Annotated in this window: 14 protein-coding genes and 1 pseudogene; 2 read left to right on the forward strand and 13 right to left on the reverse strand. The window is 61.3% G+C overall.

The window, feature by feature from the left end:
* Positions 1-91: 91 nt before the first annotated feature.
* Positions 92-871 (reverse strand): annotated as a pseudogene (locus BLT65_RS19595) (DUF3025 domain-containing protein); the annotation flags it as partial.
* A gap of 15 nt (positions 872-886) precedes the next feature.
* Positions 887-1,948 carry a dihydroorotase gene (gene pyrC, locus BLT65_RS19600; RefSeq protein ID WP_091780077.1) on the reverse strand — a complete coding sequence of 354 codons (1,062 nt, stop codon included), beginning with the start codon at positions 1,946-1,948 and terminating at the stop codon, positions 887-889.
* 204 nt (positions 1,949-2,152) lie between these two features.
* Here pyrC and BLT65_RS19605 point away from each other — a divergent pair, with 204 nt between their 5' ends.
* A complete protein-coding gene (locus tag BLT65_RS19605; RefSeq protein ID WP_081920935.1) occupies positions 2,153-3,058 on the forward strand; it encodes a class II glutamine amidotransferase in 906 nt (301 codons plus the stop codon).
* A gap of 47 nt (positions 3,059-3,105) precedes the next feature.
* Here the strand turns inward: BLT65_RS19605 and BLT65_RS19610 are convergent, their stop codons facing one another.
* The 7 genes from BLT65_RS19610 to BLT65_RS19640 all read right to left on the reverse strand — a co-directional run bounded on the left by BLT65_RS19610 (position 3,106) and on the right by BLT65_RS19640 (position 9,786).
* Positions 3,106-3,615, reverse strand: a complete 510-nt coding sequence (locus BLT65_RS19610) for a hypothetical protein (RefSeq protein ID WP_143036529.1) — start codon at positions 3,613-3,615, stop codon at positions 3,106-3,108.
* Positions 3,616-3,869: 254 nt separating this feature from the next.
* Positions 3,870-4,595, reverse strand: coding sequence for an amino acid ABC transporter ATP-binding protein (locus BLT65_RS19615; protein WP_042308020.1), 726 nt, complete (start codon positions 4,593-4,595; stop codon positions 3,870-3,872).
* Complete coding sequence (gltK, locus tag BLT65_RS19620) at positions 4,592-5,269, reverse strand: glutamate/aspartate ABC transporter permease GltK (RefSeq protein WP_042308019.1); 678 nt, start codon at positions 5,267-5,269, stop codon at positions 4,592-4,594. Before gltK ends, BLT65_RS19615 begins: the two co-directional genes overlap by 4 nt.
* Positions 5,269-6,009, reverse strand: a complete 741-nt coding sequence (locus BLT65_RS19625; protein ID WP_042308018.1) for an amino acid ABC transporter permease — start codon at positions 6,007-6,009, stop codon at positions 5,269-5,271. Before BLT65_RS19625 ends, gltK begins: the two co-directional genes overlap by 1 nt.
* A gap of 92 nt (positions 6,010-6,101) precedes the next feature.
* On the reverse strand, positions 6,102-6,995 hold the full coding sequence (locus tag BLT65_RS19630; protein WP_042308017.1) for a glutamate/aspartate ABC transporter substrate-binding protein: 894 nt from the start codon (positions 6,993-6,995) through the stop codon (positions 6,102-6,104).
* 364 nt (positions 6,996-7,359) lie between these two features.
* Entirely contained in the window at positions 7,360-8,652 is a 1,293-nt protein-coding gene (locus BLT65_RS19635) for a Glu/Leu/Phe/Val family dehydrogenase (protein WP_042308046.1), read from the reverse strand.
* A 177-nt stretch (positions 8,653-8,829) separates the two neighbouring features.
* Positions 8,830-9,786, reverse strand: a complete 957-nt coding sequence (locus BLT65_RS19640; protein ID WP_091780083.1) for a LysR family transcriptional regulator — start codon at positions 9,784-9,786, stop codon at positions 8,830-8,832.
* A gap of 147 nt (positions 9,787-9,933) precedes the next feature.
* On the opposite strand from BLT65_RS19640, the gene purB reads away from it, so the two are divergent.
* Positions 9,934-11,322, forward strand: a complete 1,389-nt coding sequence (gene purB / locus BLT65_RS19645) for an adenylosuccinate lyase (RefSeq protein WP_042308015.1) — start codon at positions 9,934-9,936, stop codon at positions 11,320-11,322.
* 299 nt (positions 11,323-11,621) lie between these two features.
* Here purB and BLT65_RS19650 read toward each other — a convergent pair whose 3' ends face one another.
* The 4 genes from BLT65_RS19650 to edd all read right to left on the reverse strand — a co-directional run bounded on the left by BLT65_RS19650 (position 11,622) and on the right by edd (position 16,316).
* Positions 11,622-12,116, reverse strand: a complete 495-nt coding sequence (locus BLT65_RS19650) for a gluconokinase (RefSeq protein WP_091780088.1) — start codon at positions 12,114-12,116, stop codon at positions 11,622-11,624.
* A gap of 10 nt (positions 12,117-12,126) precedes the next feature.
* Positions 12,127-13,488, reverse strand: coding sequence for a GntP family permease (locus BLT65_RS19655; protein WP_007588531.1), 1,362 nt, complete (start codon positions 13,486-13,488; stop codon positions 12,127-12,129).
* Between the two features lie 256 nt (positions 13,489-13,744).
* Positions 13,745-14,386: a bifunctional 4-hydroxy-2-oxoglutarate aldolase/2-dehydro-3-deoxy-phosphogluconate aldolase gene (gene eda / locus BLT65_RS19660; RefSeq protein ID WP_042308013.1), complete on the reverse strand. Its 642-nt coding sequence runs from the start codon at positions 14,384-14,386 to the stop codon at positions 13,745-13,747.
* Between the two features lie 19 nt (positions 14,387-14,405).
* Positions 14,406-16,316 carry a phosphogluconate dehydratase gene (gene edd, locus BLT65_RS19665; RefSeq protein ID WP_042308011.1) on the reverse strand — a complete coding sequence of 637 codons (1,911 nt, stop codon included), beginning with the start codon at positions 16,314-16,316 and terminating at the stop codon, positions 14,406-14,408.
* Positions 16,317-16,526: the final 210 nt, after the last annotated feature.

The following is a 16,526-nucleotide window of genomic DNA, read 5'->3' on the forward strand; positions in this document are numbered from 1 at the left end:
GGATTTTAACATCTGGCGTTCCGCGAGACCGCCGCCCATTGCGAAACACGGAAACATCGTCGTAGAAAGACGGCGCTTCGTTCTCCCGCCACCAGCCGGGAATGCCGAGCACGGGCAGCGGCGCGAACATCCGGGCGCTGAAACCCGATGTATCGAGCAGCGCGCGGGCGACGGTTTCGTCCAGAAACGCATCGCGTGAAGCGCGGGGCCAGGAGAAGTACGCGGATGGCACATCGACGATCCACGCGTGTGCCGTACACGCCTTGTAGGGCGTAACGAGCTTCTCCAGCAACGCGTGCCCGAAACAGCGCACCTCGCAGCGCTCGCCCCACGCCGCTCGCTGGTCCACGAATAGCGTTTTCCAGTCGAACGAGTGCAATGCGGCAGCGAGCGACTCGTCCGCACACGCGAACAGCACGGCGTTTTCGTCGAACAGAGTCAACGCATCGCGCGTGCCGCCGCGCGTCGGGCCGATGCCCAGTACATCGACGGCCGCCGACCCGCGCGCGCTCAGCGCCGCCTTGACGCGCGGAAACTGAAACCACATCAGTGCGTTGAAGAAATCATGCAGATTGTGGCGCGTGGGCACACAGCCCGATGCCGCGATATGCGCTTCGTACGCGGTGCCGGTCGGCAATTCGTCCTGTGGGATAAAGCTGAGCTGCTTTCCGCGTCCCGTCGTGACGGCAGCAGACGCGGCATCTGCGTTCATCTCGTGCAGCTGATCCGCCGCGCTGCGCAGCGCGGCCTGTTGCCAGCGCACGCCGCGCGTCGCGACCTGCGCAAACCACGGCATCGACCAGTCGATATCCGCAAAGCCCGGCGCAGCGCGCTTCAGTGCGCCGCCCGGTGAGTCGACATCGCGCGACATTCGCTCAGCAAGCGCTCAAACGAGCTTCCAGCCGATCGTCTCGCCGCCGCGCAACGGCACCACGGGCATGTCCCCTGCCGCGACTTCCGCCGGCAGCGTCCATTCTTCGCGGCGCAGCGTCACTTTCTCTTCGCTGCGCGGCAGGCGGTAGAAGTCCGCGCCGTGGAAGCTCGCGAAGCCTTCGAGCTTGTCGAGCGCGCCCGCCTTGTCGAACGCTTCCGCGTACAGCTCAAGGGCATGCAGCGCCGTGTAGCAGCCCGCGCAGCCGCACGCGTGCTCCTTCAGGCCCTTCGGATGCGGCGCGCTGTCCGTACCGAGGAAAAAGCGCGGATTGCCCGACGTGGCCGCCTCGACGAGCGCCACACGATGGGTCTCGCGCTTCAGCACGGGCAAGCAGTAGTAATGCGGACGAATGCCGCCCTGGAAAATCGCGTTGCGGTTGTAAAGCAGATGATGCGCCGTGATCGTTGCGCCCAGCAGTTCGGGCGGCGCGCCCGCGTCGCGGACGTAGTCGGCGGCATCCTTGGTGGTGATGTGCTCGAACACGACCTTCAGCGCCGGGAAATCGCGGCGCAGCGGCGTCATCACGCGGTCGATGAACACTTTCTCGCGGTCGAACAGATCGATCGACGAATCTGTCACTTCGCCGTGGATCAGCAGCGGCATGCCCGTTTCCTGCATCATCTCGAGCGTTTTCGCGCATTTGCGGATGTCGCTGACGCCCGCGTCCGAATTCGTCGTCGCGCCCGCCGGATACAGCTTCACGCCATGCACGAAACCGCTTTCGCGGGCGCGGCGGATTTCTTCGTGCGGGGTGTTGTCGGTCAGATACAGCGTCATCAGCGGCTCGAACTTCACGCCAGCCGGGATCGCCGCAATGATGCGCTCGCGATAGGCGCGCGCCAGCTCCGTCGTCGTGACGGGCGGCTTCAGGTTCGGCATGATGATCGCGCGCCCAAACTGGCGCGCGGTGTGCGGCAGGACGGCGGCGAGCATCGCGCCGTCGCGGACGTGCAGGTGCCAGTCATCGGGACGGGCGAGCGTGAGGGTATCGACGGAAGCAGTAGATGCGGTCATGGCGGGGATTCACGAGCGTCACAGGCGCGGCAAATTGCGCAACTGACGGCATAACTGACGAGGTCTTTCCACAAATGCAGCCAAAACACCCGTCAATTTTGCTTTTTGCCGCTTCTGGCTCGGTGATATGCTTGGAAAATCATCATTGTAACGGGTCGGCCCATGTGGGCTCATACCCCGTTAGAAAGGCTTGTCTTCCGCATCATGTGCCAACTACTCGGAATGAATTGCGCCGCGCCCACGGACGTCACGTTCTCGTTCACCGGCTTCGCGGCGCGCGGCGGCGTCACCGACCACCACTCCGACGGCTGGGGCATCGCCTTCTTCGAAGACAAGGCCTGTCGCCTGTTCATCGACCACCAGTCGTCGGCCACCTCGCCGATCGCCGACATGGTCAAGCGCTACCCGATCAAGTCGAAAAACACGATCGCGCATATCCGCAAGGCGACGCAAGGGCACATCGTGCTCGAGAACTGCCACCCGTTCATGCGGGAGTTGTGGGGACGTCATTGGATCTTCGCGCACAACGGCGATCTGCAGAATTACAGCCCGGTGCTCTCGGGCGTGTATCAGCCCGTCGGCAGCACGGATAGCGAGCTCGCGTTCTGCGCGCTGCTGCAAGGGTTGCGCAAGGCGTTTCCTGGTTCGCAGCCGCCGCTCGACGAACTGTTCGGCGCGCTCGAAACGTTGACGCGCGAAATCACCCAGTTCGGCGTGTTCAATTTTCTGATGTCGAACGGCCAGGCGCTGTTCGCGCACTGCTCGACGCATCTGCATTATCTCGTGCGTAGTTGGCCGTTTTCGACCGCGCATCTCGTCGACGCGGACGTTTCGATCGATTTCGCCAAGTACACGACCCCCGAAGACCGCGTCGCCGTGATCGCCACGCAGCCGTTGACCGACAACGAAGTCTGGACCGCATTCGAGCCGGGCGATCTGCTGATGTTTCAGCACGGCGAAGTGATCGCGCGCGCCAACGTGCCCGTGCCGCCGGCCGTGCTGGAGAAGGCGCGCAATCCAGCCTGCGATCCGAGCGCTTCTGCGAGCATGCTGCCCGCCACGTCCGTTCTCGATCTCGAATCCGACGACGCCGCCGCGTACGAATCCTGATCGCCCGATAGCTGCCTTTGCGCTGGTCCTGTCGCGCGGGGCCGGTACTAATGCTTGCGCGCATTCGCCGGAGGGCCGGCTTCGCAATGCCGGTCTTCGTCCCGGGCGTCATGCACCGGGATGCCTCCGCACAGGAACTGTCGAAGCGCTGGATGACAACACCACTGCTCCGTTTCGCGCAATTCCTTCGGGTCGCTCGGTCCAATGCGAGCGGAACAACCATCGCACAGCTTAGTGCGACACACTTCGAGACTCGCGGCAAGCGCGCTTGCGCTGAGCGGATCTGCATAGTTGACGGCGGAAATATCCAGCAGAAGGCGTTTCAGAGGCGAATCTGTTTCATCAGGCTTCGCCTCTTTCATCAGACGCCCCGCGATTTGTTCCGCCTCGCGCTGAAAGACTTCGAGCATTTGTTTGGATAACTGATTTCTTTTCCCGTGACGAGCAATCCATAACTGCGCCGACTCTGCAAACTGCGCAGCCGTCAGCCATTTGCCTTCCACCTGCATTGACACCAACTCATGAACGACCAGGTCGCTCATCAAAAACACTTTCATGGATTGTCTCTTGTCGATCGAAAACGAATGACAGCGACGCACCCCGCTCGCCTTCATTACATTTCGCCGGGAAGCTTATGCTCAAGCCAGCACAAGTCACATGAGACGATTCTGATTCAGATATCTTGTAATAAGTAATAGTCCTAACATAAAGCGTCGGTTATAAATCTGTGAAACTCGCACCCGATGTCCGATTAAAAGATAAAAAAAGCCGCTCTTGAGAAGAGCGGCTTTTTCGTCTCTGCAGGCTAATATCAATGCAGAATCTTTGCGAGAAAATCTTTCGCGCGATCCGATTTCGGATTCGCAAAAAAGTCTTCCTTGCGGTCGTCTTCGACGATAAGACCCTTGTCCATGAAGATCACGCGATGCGCGACCTTCTTCGCAAAACCCATTTCGTGCGTCACGCACATCATGGTCATGCCTTCCTGCGCCAGCTCGACCATCACGTCGAGCACTTCATTGATCATTTCAGGATCGAGCGCGGAAGTGGGTTCGTCGAACAGCATCGCAATCGGGTCCATCGACAGCGCCCGCGCGATCGCCACACGCTGCTGCTGACCACCCGACAACTGCCCCGGATACTTGTCCGCATGCGCGCGCAGGCCGACGCGATCGAGCAGCTTCAGGCCCTTCGCGGTCGCTTCGTCCTTCGAGCGGCCGAGCACCTTGACCTGCGCGAGCGTCAGGTTCTCGGTGATCGACAGATGCGGGAACAGCTCGAAATGCTGAAACACCATACCGACCTTCGAACGCAGCTTCGACAGATTGGTCTTCTTGTCGGTGAGCGACTGGCCGTTGATCACGATCTCGCCCTTCTGGAACGGCTCGAGCCCGTTGACCGTCTTGATCAGCGTCGATTTACCCGAACCCGACGGGCCGCACACGACGACCACTTCGCCCTTTTTCACTTCCGTCGTGCAGTCGGTCAGCACCTGGAACTGGCCGTACCACTTCGACACATTCTTGATAGAGATCATCTTGCGACCTTTTTCTGAAGACTTTTGACGAGGCTCGACGCGACCACGCAGATCACGAAGTAACACGCACCGGCGAACAGTACCATTTCGACGTTCGTGCCGTCACGGTCGCCAATATTCGTGGCCGTGCGGAAGAAGTCGGCGAGGCTGATCACGTAGACGAGCGACGTATCCTGAAACAGCACGATGGCTTGCGTGAGCAACAGCGGCACCATCGCGCGAAACGCCTGCGGCAGCACCACGAGGCGCATTGCCTGCGCGTAGTTCATGCCGAGCGCGAACGACGCGTTCACCTGCCCGCGCGGCACAGCCTGAATGCCCGCGCGGATGATTTCCGAGTAGTACGCGGCTTCGAACAGCGAGAAGGCGACCATCGCCGACGCGAGACGGATGTCGATGTCGGCGGAAAGACCCAGCACGTTTTGCAGCAGCTGCGGCACGATCAGGAAGAACCACAGCAGAACCATCACGAGCGGGATCGAGCGGAACAGCGTCACGTAGATCTTCGCGAACCACTCGAACGGCTTGAACGACGACAGCCGCATGATCGCGAGCACCGTGCCCCAAACGATGCCGATCACGATCGCGAGAATCGTGATCTTGAACGTGACGACGGCGCCCGTCCATAGCGTCGGCAGTGCGCCCGGAATACCGCTCCAGTCGAAATGATGCATCACTTGCCTCCGATATAGCCAGGCAGCCGGCTCTTGGCTTCGACGATGCGCATCAGCGTCATCACGATCATGTTGATGAGCAGATACGCAACCGTGACGGCAATGAACGACTCATACGTCTGCGCCGTGTAGTCGACGAGCTGGCGCGCCTGCGCGGACAGATCGAGCAGACCGATGGTCGATGCGACGGCGGAGTTCTTGAAGATGTTCAGGAACTCGGACGTGAGCGGCGGCACGATGATTCGATACGCCACAGGCAAGAGCACGTAACGATACGTCTGCCATTGCGTCAGGCCGAGCGCGAAACCCGCGAAGCGCTGGCCGCGCGGCAGCGCGTTGATGCCCGAGCGCACCTGCTCGCACACGCGCGCGGCGGTGAACAGCCCGAGACAGATGATCGACGACGAGAAGAACTGCGCGCTGGGCGGTAGTTGCTTGAACCATGTGCCGATGGATACAGGCAGCAGTTCAGGTATCACCAGATACCAGACGAAGAACTGAACGATCAGCGGGATATTACGGAAGATGGCGACGTACACAGTGCCGATTGCCGCGACGCGCGGGTTCTGGACCGTGCGCAGCACGCCGAAGAACGACCCGACGATCAGCGCGATCACCCAGGCGCACAGCGAAACGGTGACCGTCACCCAGAGACCGGACAGCAGCCAGCCGAGATAGGTGGTCGGCTCGCCGGTGGAAACCGGACTCAGCAGAATGCCCCAGTTCCAGTGGTATGACATGACGAAGACTCCAACAAAAAGAAACGGAAGAAGCGCTTGCCCCTTCCGTTCTGTTCAACACGTTGACTGTTCAGCTAACGGTTGTTCGAGGGTTAGTCGATTGCCTTGTCGTTCGGCGCCTTGTACAGCGCCTTGATGTCGTCGCTTTCCGGGAAGGCCAGGTTCAGGCCCTTCGGCGGAATCGGCGATTCGAACCACTTCTTGTAGATCTTGTCGGCTTCGCCCGACGTTTCGACCTTCGCGATCGCGTCGTCGACGACCTTCTTGAACTCCGGATCGTTCTTGCGCAGCATGCAACCGTACGCTTCATGCGATTGCGGCGCGCCAACGATGATGAAATCGTTCGGCGTGTTCGACTTCGCGCGCTCGCCGGCGAGCAGTGCGTCGTCCATCATGAACGCGGCAGCGCGGCCCGTCGACAGCGTCAGGAACGACTCGCCGTGGTCCTTCGCGCTGATGATGTTCATGCCCATGTTCTTGTCCTGGTTCATCTTGCGAAGCAGGCGCTCGGACGTGGTGCCGGCCGTCGTCACGACGGTCTTGCCCTTCAGGTCCGCCCAATCTTTGACACCGGAGTCTTTCTTCGTCATCAGACGCGTGCCGATCACGAAAATCGTGTTCGAGAACGCGACCTGTTGCTGACGTTCAGCATTGTTGGTGGTCGAGCCGCATTCGAGGTCGACGGTGCCGTTCTGCACCAGCGGAATGCGGTTTTGCGACGTGATCGGCGTCAGCTTGACCTTCAGGTCAGGCATGTTCAGCTTCTGCTTGACGGCATCCACGACCTTCAGCGCGAATTCCTGCGAGTAGCCGACCACGTTCTGCTTGTCGTCGTAGTACGAAAACGGAATCGACGATTCGCGGTGGCCCAGCGAAATAACGCCCGTGTCCTTGATCTTCTTCAGCGTGCCGGCGTCCTGCGCATGCGCGCCTACCGCAAACAATCCCAGAGTCGCGAGAAGCAGCGCAGCTTTTTTAACCTTCATTTGTGATCTCCTTGGCAAGAACCGGCGCCAGTGTATCTCAGTAATTATTCTGAAAGTATGGTTGTTAACCATGTTCCGCGTGTGGTGTTGCATAAAGCCACCACTTTGCGCGGGGCGGCGCCAGTATTGGCTTACAGCGCCTTCACCAGAGCGATGCAAACGTCATCGGATGCGTCGTTTTTGCCGGTTCGGGCGCAACTTCAACTGCACAAAAGCGGACGGCACCCGAAGATGCCGTCCGCCCGCTATTTTGCGCGAGTCCGTCGATTCGCGCTCGTGAAGCGTTGTTGCGCGGCGCCCGCCTCCAGGCCGGGCACCATGTCCGTCATGTGACGGCCATCTGTTGCCAGATAGCCGCGCCGTATCAGGGATACAGGCCGCGCATTTCGCGCGCTTGAAGGATGCGTTTGCAAGCAACGATGAACGCCGCCGTACGCACCGACACCTTCTGCTCGCTCGCCACCTGCCACACGGCCGCGAACGCTTCGCGCATCACGCGTTCGAGACGCTCGTTGATCTCGTCTTCCGTCCAGAAGAAGCTCGAGAAATCCTGCACCCATTCGAAGTACGACACCGTCACGCCGCCCGCATTCGCGACGACGTCGGGGATCACGAGGATGCCCTTGTCGTGCAGGATGTCGTCGGCGGCCGTCGTGGTCGGGCCGTTCGCGCCTTCCACAACGATCTTCGTACGAATTTTGCCCGCGTTCTTCTCGGTGATCTGGTTTTCCAGCGCAGCCGGAATCAGGATGTCCGATTCGACCGTCCAGAAGTCTTCGTTCGCGATCGTGTCGGCTTCGGCGTAACCGCCGACGCCGCCATGCTTCGCGACGTGCTCGAGCAGCGCAACGGCGTCGATACCCGACGCCTTGTACAGCGTGCCCGTGTGATCCTGCACGGCGACGACCTTCGCACCCGCTTCCTGATACAGACGCGCCGCGATGCCGCCGACGTTGCCGAAGCCCTGCACGGCGATGCGCGCACCTTCGATATCCATGCCGATACGGCGAGCAGCTTCGCAGCCGACGACGAACACGCCGCGGCCCGTTGCTTCACGACGGCCAAGCGAGCCGCCCAGCGTGATCGGCTTGCCCGTCACGACGCCCGTGGCCGTTTGGCCCTGGTTCATCGAGTACGTGTCCATCATCCACGCCATGATCTGCTCGTTCGTGTTCACGTCCGGCGCGGGGATGTCGGTGTTCGGTCCGATGATGATGCCGATTTCGCTGGTGTAGCGGCGCGTCACGCGCTCCAGCTCACCACGCGACAGCGTGCGCGGATCGACGCGGATACCGCCCTTCGCACCGCCGTACGGCACGTTCACGGCTGCATTTTTCACCGACATCCACGCGGACAGTGCCATCACTTCCGACAGCGTCACGTCCTGGTGATAACGCACGCCACCCTTGCCCGGACCGCGCGACACGTTGTGCTGCACGCGATAGCCTTCGAAGTGCGCAACGGTGCCGTTATCGAGTTCGATGGGCACGTCGACGATGAGAATGCGCTTCGGGCGCTTGAGCGTTTCGAGCCAGCGCGACAACGGGCCCAGATACGGCGCAACGCGATCGACTTGACGGAGATAGTTGCCCCAGGGACCGAGATCGTCCGCATGAAGGTAGGACGGGATGGACTGCAGATTTGCCGCGGTAGACATGAACGCTCCAGCGTTTTTATCGGGTGACGCCATTGTCGAAAAAAAGCGCTGAAAGGGTCCAATGCCGTTTGGTCATCCCCTTATGTTTTTCTTGCATAACGCTGGGGAAAGCGCAAATGCGTGTCGCAAAGCCGTTATTTGCGCGTCCCGCAATGCTCTCTTGTCTTTCCTTGCTAGTTACTTCGAGGCTTGCGTGAGTTCCGTGCTTACGACGTCCCACAACGCGCGCACGAGTTGCTGGCGCGCGTCGTCGGTCTGCGCGGCGAGCTTGTCGCGGTAGAGGCGGATCTCCATCGTCAGCGTGAGCTGACCTTGCGCGACGCCGCGCGACGCGCGGTCGAGCCGGATCAAACGGCCTTCCGCGACGGCATCTTCGACGGCGCTGTGCGGCAGGAATGCGACGCCGTGTCCGGCGAGCGCCATCGCCTTCAGCCCTTCGGCCATGTCCGTTTCATACACGCGATCGAGGTAGAGACGCCCGGGCGCCGTCGCGAAGATCACTTCTGTCATGCGCCCCAGATAGGCATTCGGCGTGTACGAGAGATACGGCGTCGGTGCGTCCGACGTGCCGGGCAACGTGTAGCGCGGGCGGCCGCCCTTGCCCGGCGCGGAGAACGGGCTGATCGCTTCGATGCCGAGCGTCAGCATGTCGTAGCGCGCAGGATCGAGCGCGACCGGGTGGCTCGGGTGGTGATAGCCCATCACCAGATCGCAGCCGCCTTCGACCAGCGACAGCACCGCGTCGTGTACGTTCAGCGCGCGCAGCCGCGTATGGATTGGGCCGAGCTGCGCCTCGATGCGCTGCAGCCAGCGCGGGAAGTACGTGAGCGACAGCGTATGCGGCACCGCGAACTCGATCGTCGCGGCGGGCGTTGCCGTATGGCCGCGCAACAGCGTGCGCGCCTCGTGGAACTGCGACAGCATCGCGAGCGCCTGCTCGTAGAAGACCTGGCCCGCTGCCGTGAGGCGCGTCGGGTAAACCGAACGGTCGATCAATTCCGTGCCGAGCCACGCTTCGAGCGCCTGGATGCGCCGCGAAAAAGCGGGCTGCGTGACGTGCCGCAATTCCGCCGAGCGGCTGAAACTGCGCGTTTCCGCCAGCGACACGAAGTCTTCGAGCCATTTCAGTTCCATACGGACCAGCGCTCCACCAGTAACGGAAAGCCTGCATTCTAGCGGCGCCGGGCCGTGCGCCGGGGCTGATGTCCTAAAGTGGTAAAATTCGCGGTTCTCCCCGCTTGTATCTGTCACCGACTCTTCACGGTTTCTGCCCCTCCCATCATGTCCGACACCCGCCCCGACACTCTCTTCGCGCTGACCGCCCTGTCCCCGCTCGACGGCCGTTACGCATCGAAAACCGAAGCCCTGCGCGACTGGCTTTCGGAAGCCGCGTTCATGCGCCATCGCGTGAAGGTGGAAATTCACTGGCTGATCGCGTTGTCGCACGCCGGTTTCGCGGAAGTGCCGCGCTTCTCGGAAGCGTCGGAGCAATTCCTGCTGCAACTCGTCGAGCGCTTCACCGCGCATGACGCCGCGCGCATCAAGGACATCGAGCGCGTGACGAATCACGACGTGAAGGCTGTCGAGTACTGGCTGAAGGAATCGGTAAAGGGCCAACCGGAACTGGAACGCGCGAGCGAGTTCATCCACTTCGCGTGTACGTCGGAAGACATCAACAACACGTCGCACGGCCTGATGCTCGCCGGCGCGCGCGAACACGTGATCCTGCCCGCGCTGCGCGCCGTGCATCAACGCCTCATCGCGCTCGCGCATGCGCAGGCCGATCAGCCGATGCTCTCGCGCACGCACGGCCAGCCCGCCAGCCCGACCACGCTCGGCAAGGAAATGGCGAACGTTGCTGCGCGTTTGTCGCGTGCGATCGACCGCATCGCGAAGGTCGAACTGCTGGGCAAGATGAACGGCGCCGTCGGCAACTTCAATGCGCATCTGTCTGCGTATCCGGAGTTCGACTGGGAAGCGTTTTCGAAGGAAGTCGTCGAGCAGCGTCTGAAGCTGACGTTCAATCCGTACACGATCCAGATCGAGCCGCACGATTACATGGCTGAACTGTTCGATGCCGTGGCGCGCGCGAATACGATCCTGCTCGACCTCGACCGCGATGTGTGGGGTTATATCTCAATCGGCTATTTCAAGCAGAGGACGAAGGCAGGCGAAATCGGCTCGTCGACGATGCCGCACAAGGTCAATCCGATCGACTTTGAGAACTCCGAAGGGAACCTCGGGCTGGCGAATGCCACGCTGCGGCATCTGGCAGACAAGCTGCCGGTTTCGCGTTGGCAGCGGGATCTGACCGATTCGACGGTGCTGCGGAATATTGGTGTTGCGTTTGGGTATTCGTTGCTGGCGTATGACGCGCTTAATCGTGGGTTGGATAAGCTTGAGGTGAATCCGCAGCGGCTGAACGATGACCTCGATGCGACTTGGGAAGTGCTGGCTGAGCCTGTTCAGACTGTTATGCGTCGGTATGGTATCGAGAATCCTTATGAGCAACTGAAGGAACTGACGCGTGGAAAGGGCATCACGCGGGATGCGTTGCAGACTTTTATTAATGGTCTTGCCATTCCTGCTGATGCAAAGGAGCGTCTGCTTGCGATGACGCCTGGGTCTTATGTTGGCAAGGCTGCTGAGTTGGCCAAGCGGGTCAAGTAACGGTTTATTGCCTGCGGCGGCGTTGGGTTTTGCTGTTCGCAGGCTTTCGATGTGGTTTGCTTTGCGCTTGCGCTGGCGTCCGCGATTCGTTAGCGTGCTTCAAGCGTCGCCCCTGTGCGGGGCGACGCTTGAAGCACGAAGGCAACACGCGGATGCCAGCGAAAACGCTAGAACACCCAAACCGGCCACGCCACGAATCCAAACCGCTGCTACCGGCCCAACATCAAAACCACAAAAAAACGGCCCGCGCAGCGAAAAGAAACACCGCTAGCGGGCCATCAATCAACGGCTACAAAACCCTACCTCGCGCGAAACTGACTGAGCGTTTCCTCAACAATCTGCTCGGGCGTCAACTCGATACTCACAGTAATCGCCTCATCATCCCCAGGCTCTTCCAGCGTATCGAGTTGGCTCTGCAGCAACGAAGGATCAAAGAAATGCCCAGTACGTGTCTGCAGACGCTCCTGCAGCACTTCCCGCGAACCCTTGAGATAGACAAAGCAAACATCCTTATCGCCCGCGCGCAGGATATCGCGATAAGAACGCTTCAGCGATGAACAAGTGAAAACGGCATCTTCATTCGCCGCCTGCTTCTCCTCGATCGCTGCGCGAATCGTCCTGAGCCACGGCCAGCGATCATCATCCGTCAGCGGAATGCCGTTGTGCATCTTCTCCTTGTTGGCAGCGCTGTGAAACGCATCGCCATCGGTGAAACTGCACTTGAGCCGCTCCGCCAGCATTTCGCCAATACGGGTCTTGCCGGCGCCCGACACGCCCATCGCGATCAAAATCATCTGAAACTCCTTACAGGACCGCCGCCAATGCGAAGGTCAAACCCAAGCCCATCAGCGAAATGATGGTTTCGCAGAGCGACCACGTCTGGAACGTCTGCCCCACCGTCATTCCGAAGTACTCCTTGATCAGCCAGAAACCGCCGTCGTTGACGTGCGAGAAAATCAACGAGCCCGAGCCCGTTGCAAGCACCAACAGTTCCGGCTTAACCTGCACGCCGCTCGCCTGCGCGATCGGCGCGACGATGCCGCAGGCCGTCGTCATTGCAACCGTCGCGGACCCCGTCGCGAGACGGATCAGCGCGGCGACGAACCAGCCGAGCAGCAACGGCGACAAATGCGCTGACGTCGCCGTTTCGACGATCTGCTTCGAGATGCCGCTATCCATCAGCACGCGGCCAAAACCACCGCCCGCGCCGACGATCAGCGTAATGCCCGCGATCGGCGCAAGACATTCGCCGCAGAACTTCTGGATCTGCTCGCGGTTGAAGCCGCGGCTCGCGCCAAACGTCCAGAAGCTGACGAGCACCGCAATCAGCAGCGCAACGTCAGACGTGCCGATGAACTTCAGCAGATCGTTCGGCGTCGTCTTCGGCGCGAACACGAGATCCGCCCAACTGCCGATCAGCATCAGGATCACAGGCAGCAGGATCGTGAAGAGCGTGATACCAAAGCCCGGCAGCTCGCGCGAGCCCGCCTGATGTTCGGTATCGACGAACTGCGCGGCGAGCGGATTGTTTTCGGCGAGTTTGATATGACGGTGGATCAGCAGCGCGAACAGCGGACCAGCGACAATCGCCGTCGGCACGCCGACGAGCAGCCCGTACGCGATCGTGCGGCCGATGTCCGCGTGATACGCCTGCACCGCAAGCAGCGCAGCCGGGTGCGGCGGTATCAGGCCGTGTACGACGGACAGACCCGCGACCATCGGCAGGCCGATCAGCAGCAGTGATTTGCCCGTGCGCTTCGCGACGTTGAACGCGATGGGAATCAGCAGCACGAAGCCGACTTCGAAAAACACCGGCAAGCCGACGATGATCGCGACGAACATCATCGCCCAGTGAATGTTCTTTTCACCGAACCAGTTGATTAGCGTGGTGGCGATACGCTCGGCACCGCCCGATTCGGCCATCATCTTGCCGAGCATCGTGCCGAGGCCGACGACGATCGCGATGTGACCCAGCGTATTGCCGTTACCCGTTTCGAACGACTTCACGATCGTGCCCGCCGGCATGCCAACGGCCAGACCCAGCAACAACGACACGATAATGAGGACGAGGAACGGATAGACCTTGAAGCGCGTGATCATCAGGATCAGCACCGCAATGGCAATCACGGCGTAGATCAGCAGCATGCTGCCGTGGACAGCTTCCATGAAGCTCCTCCTTTGCTTTGTTGGTTTGAATTGCAAAGTGCTACGGCACCTCGCCCGCTTCCGGATGCTGAAAGTGCCTTCTGAGCGAGCACTTTCGCGGACGCTGAATTTTACTGTTTGTTGACGTCGGTGGCGCGTGGAATAAACCCGCGCAAAAATCAAAAAAAACCTCGCCGCTGCAGCCCGTCAGGGGCTGAAGCGGCGAGGCTCGTTGCAGCAGCCGGTTACGCGCTCGTTCAAAACACGATGCTGCGCGTCAGTGTGCAGGTGCTGCCAGTTCGCTCGCAGCGCGCGCGAGACGCGTGACTTCGTCCCAGTTCTGCGCAGCGAGCGCCGCCTTCGGCGTCAGCCACGAGCCGCCCACGCACACTACATTCGGCAGCGCGAGGAAGTTTGGCGCTGTTTCCGCCGTGATGCCGCCCGTCGGGCAGAACTTCAGCGTCGGGAACGGGCCGTGGAAGGCTTGCAGCATCGGCACGCCCCCCGCCTGTTGCGCGGGGAAGAACTTGACGATTTCATAGCCCAGTTCGAGTGCGACGATGATGTCACTCGGTGTCATTACGCCGGGCAAAAGCGGCAGACCGGCGTCCTGCGCGGCCTTGTGCATATCTTTCGTGAGACCCGGCGATACACCGAACTGCGCGCCCGCCTTCTTTGCCTGCTCGCAATGTTCGGGCCTCGTGATCGTGCCGACGCCAACGACGATGTCTTCGGCAAGCTGGCTCGCGCGCTCGATCGCCCCGATGCCGGCAGGCGTGCGCAGCGTGATTTCCAGCACCTTCACGCCGCCTGCGTGCAGTGCGCGCGAAACGTGTTCGCCCTGTTCGACGGTATCGAATGCGAGGACCGGGATCACCGGACCGAGGCGCACGATTTCGCTGACTGTTTTCGACGTCATCTTCAGACTCCTTTTCGCTTTATTTCTGCATTGCGTTGCTGGCTTCACTTGCCACGGCGCTTGCCGTTCCAGTTGCGTGCTGCGTTGCGTGTGACGCTTCGCCGACGAGCGGCCCGAACACCGATGCGCCGAGTTCCGCCGGCGCCGCCGCCGCACGGAACACGCCGAACAGTTCGCGGCCGAAGCCCACTTCGTTTTCCGCCTGATGCTGCGACACGGCAATCGGACGCGCAGCCCATTCGGCGTCGTCGATTTCGATGTCGAGCACGCCTGCTTCGGCGTCTATCACCAGCATGTCGCCCGTTCGCACCTTGCCGAGCGGGCCTTGCAGCAGCGCTTCCGGCGACACGTGAATCACGGCGGGCACCTTGCCCGATGCTCCGGACATGCGGCCGTCCGTGACGAGCGCGACATGGAAACCCTGATCCTGCAACACGCCGAGCAGCGGCGTCAAACGATGCAGCTCAGGCATGCCGTTTGCGCGCGCACCCTGGAAGCGCACGACGGCGATGAAGTCGCGCTTAAGCTCGCCGTTGTCGAAGGCTTCCTGCACGGCTTCCTGCGAATCGAACACGATGGCGGGCGCCTTCACCGTCCGATGCGCCTTGGCAACGGCCGAAATCTTGATCACACCGCGGCCGAGCTTGCCTTGCATCAGACGCAAACCGCCGTCCGGCTGGAACGGATCGCCGATGGCGCGCAACACGGCCGTATCGTGGCTTTCGGCTGCGGCCGGCACCCACGTCAGCTTGCCGTCGAGCAGTTTCGGCTCTTCGGCGTAGCGCGAAAGACCCTTGCCGACGACCGTGTTCACATCGTCATGCAGCAAGCCGCCTTCGAGCAGGTTGCGGATCAGATACGCCATGCCGCCCGCCGCGTGGAAGTGGTTCACGTCGGCCTTGCCGTTCGGATAGACCTTCGCGAGCAGCGGCACCGTAGCCGACAGCGTGTCGAAGTCGTCCCAGTCGATGATGATGCCCGCCGCGCGCGCGATCGCGACGAGGTGAAGCGTGTGATTAGTCGAGCCGCCCGTCGCCAGCAGACCGACGATGCCGTTGATGATCGCTTTCTCGTCGATTACGTGGCCGATTGGCATGTAGTGGCCGCGGTCCACCGTCAGGTCGAGCACGCGGCGCGCGGCTTGCGCAGTCAGCGCATCGCGCAACGGCGTATGCGGATGCACGAACGCCGAGCCCGGCAGATGCAGGCCCATGATTTCCATCAGCATCTGATTGCTGTTGGCCGTGCCGTAGAACGTGCAGGTGCCGTGGCTGTGATACGCGGCGGCCTCGGATTCGAGCAGCTCGTTGCGGCCGCATTTGCCCGTCGCGAACTCCTGGCGCACTTTGGCCTTGTCGTCGTTCGACAGGCCACTCGTCATCGGGCCGGCGGGCACGAAGATGGTCGGCAGATGGCCGAATTGCAGCGCGCCGATCAACAGGCCCGGCACGATCTTGTCGCACACGCCGAGACACAGCGCCGCGTCGAACATGTTGTGCGTGAGCGCGACAGCCGTGCTCATCGCGATCACTTCGCGCGAGAACAGCGACAGTTCCATGCCCGCATTGCCCTGCGTGATGCCGTCGCACATCGCCGGGACGCCGCCCGCGAACTGCGCTACGCCGCCGTTTTCACGCGCGGCGGCCTTGATGATGTCAGGAAAATCCTTGTACGGCGCGTGCGCCGAGAGCATCTCGTTGTACGACGAGACGATGCCGATGTTCGGCTGGCGGATCTGCTTGATGACGAGCTTGTCGTTGCCCTCCATGCCGGCGAAGCCGTGCGCGAGGTTCGCGCAGGACAGCGCGCCGCGCGCCGGGAACTTGCCCTGCGCCTGGTCGATGCGTGACAGGTACGCGTGGCGCGTCGGCTTGCTGCGCTCGATCACGCGCTTCGTGACTTTCATCAGTTGCGAATGCGGGGAAACCATCGATGCTCCTTCGTCGCTGGCCTGCGCGCCTTGACATGAGCGCTGTACGCCAGATTGGTATCGCGGGAAACGGCATGAAGAGCCGGCAACCGGGATATTAGTAGAAAAACTACAAGCACACAATGTGGCAGTTGCTGAATCGGCGCAACTGCGGAATTGGCCTTAAACCTTTATGTACTGGCGTTTCCGGCGTTTTAACGCAGTTCATCA

The sequence above is a fragment of the Paraburkholderia steynii genome (genome assembly GCF_900100565.1).
In the GTDB taxonomy this organism is placed as follows: domain Bacteria; phylum Pseudomonadota; class Gammaproteobacteria; order Burkholderiales; family Burkholderiaceae; genus Paraburkholderia; species Paraburkholderia terrae.